This is a genomic window from Thermotoga sp., assembly GCF_021162145.1.
GTDB lineage: Bacteria > Thermotogota > Thermotogae > Thermotogales > Thermotogaceae > Thermotoga.
Window position 1 is genome coordinate 1 of the sequence record NZ_JAGGZH010000068.1, and the last position, 3,244, is coordinate 3,244.

The 3,244-nt window shown below is 39.3% G+C and carries 4 protein-coding genes; 3 read left to right on the forward strand and 1 reads right to left on the reverse strand.

Going from position 1 to position 3,244, the window contains the following annotated elements; all coding sequences use genetic code 11:
* From J7K79_RS04660 to J7K79_RS04670, 3 genes are all read left to right on the forward strand, one after another.
* Positions 1-379, forward strand: a 379-nt coding sequence (locus J7K79_RS04660; protein ID WP_296905660.1) for a hypothetical protein, incomplete at its 5' end; no start/stop codon positions are given.
* A complete protein-coding gene (locus J7K79_RS04665) occupies positions 376-1,395 on the forward strand; it encodes a polysaccharide pyruvyl transferase family protein (protein WP_296905662.1) in 1,020 nt (339 codons plus the stop codon). The genes J7K79_RS04660 and J7K79_RS04665, both read left to right, overlap by 4 nt.
* Before the next feature lie 24 nt (positions 1,396-1,419).
* A complete protein-coding gene (locus tag J7K79_RS04670; protein ID WP_296905664.1) occupies positions 1,420-2,856 on the forward strand; it encodes an oligosaccharide flippase family protein in 1,437 nt (478 codons plus the stop codon).
* Positions 2,857-2,870: 14 nt separating this feature from the next.
* On the opposite strand, the gene J7K79_RS04675 is transcribed toward J7K79_RS04670, so the two are convergent.
* Positions 2,871-3,244: DUF4143 domain-containing protein (locus J7K79_RS04675; protein WP_296905665.1), on the reverse strand; the 374-nt coding region annotated here is incomplete at its 5' end.

Genomic DNA, 3,244 nt, shown 5'->3' on the forward strand with positions numbered 1-3,244 from the left:
GGGAGAAGATCTGGAGTTTTCGCATCGATTGTTCAACAGAGGAGCTAAGCTCTTGATGATACCCTCTGCAAGATTGGAGCACATCTCATCTGGTTTGAATAGGTTACCAAATAAAGCGGGAATCATGATGCGTTTTGCTTACAGAAGGTACATGATCGCAAAGTTTTATCCTAACAGGGTAGAAGAAATGTTTTGGAGATATGTTAAATGGTACAAAAGGGCTTTTCGAACTCTTAGAATCAAGCATCCCCAACATTGGCGCCAGATAATGGATTTGGTAGATACTTCGTTAAAAGAGTTGGAAGGGTATTTTCCCTCGATAGATAAGGGTGACCTGAGCAGGGTAAATGCTCTTATACTGAAGGAGACCCAGAAATGAAAGTCCTTCTTGTAGCAGTGGTTGGCAATGGCAATTTTGGTGATGAGGCGATGTTCAAAGCTGTGTACAAAACATTGATCGATAGAAGGTATGAGATAACAGTTACGACTTATGAAGTAGAGAGGGCTAAGAAGAGATTCCAAGACATTCGCTTTATCAAACTTTCTGCTCTTTCTAAGAAAGAATACATCCAGGGGTTCCTGGGGAAGGATGTTCTGGACATAGATGTTTCCAATTTTGACAGTTTGTACGTTTCTGGGGGCGGGAATCTGAACAGTCTGTATCCTTCTCATGTGTTCAACGTCTATTTGATCGCTAAAAAGTTCAAGAAAAAAGGAAAATACGTTGAGTTTAGACCTCAAAGTGTTGGACCTTTCTTTGGAAGAAATAAAGCAGTGGTGGAGTTTCTGGTCAACAGGATTGTAAGAATACCGGATACATTCTACGTTCGAGAACTTCTTTCTTACGAGTACCTGAGAAGGAAACATCAGAAGATAAAACTGTCCAGAGACGACGCATGGGACATTCCGATAGACGAATCAGTAAAACTCACAAATGAAAAGTACGTTGGTTTGTGCATAAGACCATGGAAAGACGGTGAAATACTGGTGAGCTACATAAGAAACCTCACAATATATTTGCAAAAGCATGGATACGTTCCACTCTTCATACCGATCGCGTACGAAGGCAGCGAAAAATACATCGACAATTCTTTCTTGAAAGGAAAAGTGCCTGGTATCTTTCTTGATGATCTTGTGAAAATCGATACATTGACACCCGAGATGATAAAAGGTGTCATAAAAAAGTGTTGTTTCACGGTGGGTATGTCCTATCACTTCAGTGTGTTCTCATTATCTACCGGTGTTCCATCAGCTGCGATATACTTAGACGATTATTATAAAATAAAGAACCTCGGTTTGTACAAAGCATTCGGAAATCCAGAGCTCGTTTTCAAAGTGCCTGAAATTTCATCTGAACAATTGATTGATCGTGTGATGAAAACTTTGAAAGACTAATTCCAAATCTTCAGGAGGGTCTTTGTGCTCAATGAACAATATCTTTTAAAGAAATACATCTCCTTTTCCCTCGGCACATGGCTTAGAGCCATTATTTCTTTTTTCATCACACCGATCACGACGTGGTTGATCAACCCTGCCGAGTTCGGAAAAGCAACGATGTTTTCAACTGTGTATTCCATACTCCTTCTTGTGAGCATTCTTGGTACTGCAAATTCGTTGATGAGATTCTTTCCACAAAAATCTGATGAAGAAAAGTCTGCTCTTTTATGGAGTTGTTTGATTGTTCCTATTTTTATGAGTATCCTTGTGGGGTTTGTTGTTCTTGTTTTCAAAGGTCCTATCAATTCTTTTCTTGTTGGAACTCGTATATCAAACGCTTATCTTATTCTTATAGCAACTCTTGTGACAGGAATTTTTCAAACGTTCAATCTAAATCTTGTAAGATCCAGAGGAAGAGGAATCCTTTTCTCGACACTTCAAGTGGTTCAATCAGTAAGTCAAATTGGCTTCATATTGCTTTATGCTTTCTTTGTAAACCGTGATTTCTATGCTTTACTCTACGCACAGCTTTTTTCAAATATAGTGGCACTTGCCCTTGGAATAGCACTTGAAAGATCGTTCTGGTTCCCGGTGAGGATAGATAAAAGACTGGTTCGTGAGATTTTGAAGTATGGCTATCCGTTCGTCTTTTCTGGCCTTCTTTGGTGGCTTCTTACATGGACTGATAGATTTGTTCTTCGTTTGTACACAAACTTTTCTGACATAGGCCTTTACTCTGCAGCATTTAAGGTTATTTCCGCAATGAGTTTGTTCACAACGGGTTTTTCCACTCTCTGGTATCCTTTCGCCTATGAGCAATACGAGAAAAATCCGGAAAATAAAATGCTTTTCAAAAGAACTCTTGATTATGTGGCTTTCCTCGTGTTTTCTGCCGGTTTTATACTGCTTTCTTTCAAAGATGTTATCTTTCTTCTTCTTGCAAAATCTTACCGCACGTCCGCTGAGATATCTCCTTTCTTGATACTTTATCCTGTGATGGTAACTATGACTATTGTTGTAGCAAGAGGAATAGATTTTTCAAAGAAAACGTACTGGTTCATCATTACAAGAGGTGTTTCTGCCCTATTCAATCTTGCTGGCAATTTTCTTCTTGTTCCCCTATTTGGTCCAAAAGGCGCTAGTGTTTCAACAGGGCTCTCTTTCATCTTCGTGTTCACGATCGAATCGAACGTATCAAAAAGATTGTACCCAGTTTCGTATGATCTGAGGAAAATCTATTTGCTCGTTGGTATCTTTGTTCTTTCCGCTTTCCTGCACACGTTTTCTGGGAATTTGATCGTTTCTGTTTTGGCCTCTATCATTGGTCTTATCGTCGCGATCTTTCTCTACAAAGCTGAATTTTTGAAAGTGTGGTCCACTGGCATTGGATTTTTGAAGTCTTTATCGCATCATAGGTAAATTTTGTCTTCTCTTCAACCAAGCGAAATCACAAACAACCACAACGGAATTCCAACGACACCTCGGTCTTTAAACACTTGGTCTTTCGTGATTAGAATACCCCTTCCAAATACTCTCAACATACTCGAATAGTCTGACTTCGATATTTTATTTTGATACTTCACCTCGATGGGTACCAATATACTGTTTTCCTCTTGAATGAAATCTATTTCATTACCTTTGTTTGAATACCAATAGTAAGGTCCAAAGTAAAGGTTCAGGCCCTCATGGATCCTTAATTCGTCGAGTAAGTGCCTCAGAACTATCATCTCAGCAATGTGTCCTTCTTCCACTTTTTTGCCGCTCAGTTTTTCCAAAACTTTCAAAACGATCGTATCGATCGGATAGA

Coding starts and splice junctions, on each gene's coding strand:
- J7K79_RS04665 (WP_296905662.1), top strand. CDS start 376: ATGAAAGTCCTTCTTGTAGCAGTGGTTGGCAATGGCAATTTTGGTGAT.